Raw genomic sequence first — 706 nt, forward strand, 5'->3', positions numbered from 1 at the left:
ACTTCCCCGGGGACGAGGCTCCGGTAATCGTGGGTTCGGCTCTGAAGGCTCTGGAGTGCGGCTGCGGCCAGCGGGAGTGCCCCAACTGCGGCCCCATCTGGAAGCTTCTGGACGCCGTTGACGAGTACATACCGACGCCGCAGCGGGACGTCGACAAGCCCTTCCTCATGCCCATTGAGGACGTGTTCACCATAACGGGGCGGGGCACGGTGGTGACGGGCCGGATCGAGCGGGGTCGGATAAAAGCGGGCGACGAAGTAGAGATCGTGGGCTTTGCCGACAAGCCGAAGAAGACGGTGGTCACCAGCGTGGAGATGTTCCGCAAGGTGCTGGACGAAGGAGTGGCGGGGGACAACGTTGGGTGTCTCTTGCGGGGCATTGAGCGGAAGGAAGTGGAGCGGGGTATGGTGCTGGCCAAGCCGGGCACCATCAAGCCCCACCGCAAGTTCACGGCGGAGGTGTACGTGCTGACGAAGGAAGAAGGGGGGCGGCACACGCCGTTCTTCAACGGCTACCGGCCGCAGTTCTACTTCCGGACCACGGACGTTACCGGGGAGATCAAGCTGCCCGAAGGGGTGGAGATGGTGATGCCCGGGGACAATGTGCGTCTGGAGGTGGAGCTCATCACCCCCATCGCCATTGAGGAGGGCCTGCGCTTCGCCATTCGCGAGGGCGGGCGCACGGTAGGGGCCGGCGTGGTCACCGG

The 706-nt window shown here is 65.0% G+C and carries 1 protein-coding gene; it reads left to right on the top strand.

Going from position 1 to position 706, the window contains the following annotated elements:
- A partial coding sequence (locus tag DXX99_RS10990; RefSeq protein WP_240610919.1) for an EF-Tu C-terminal domain-related protein occupies positions 1–706 on the top strand: 706 nt, incomplete at both ends.

Source organism: Ammonifex thiophilus, assembly GCF_003368535.1.
Taxonomy (GTDB): Bacteria; Bacillota; Desulfotomaculia; order Desulfotomaculales; family Ammonificaceae; genus Ammonifex; species Ammonifex thiophilus.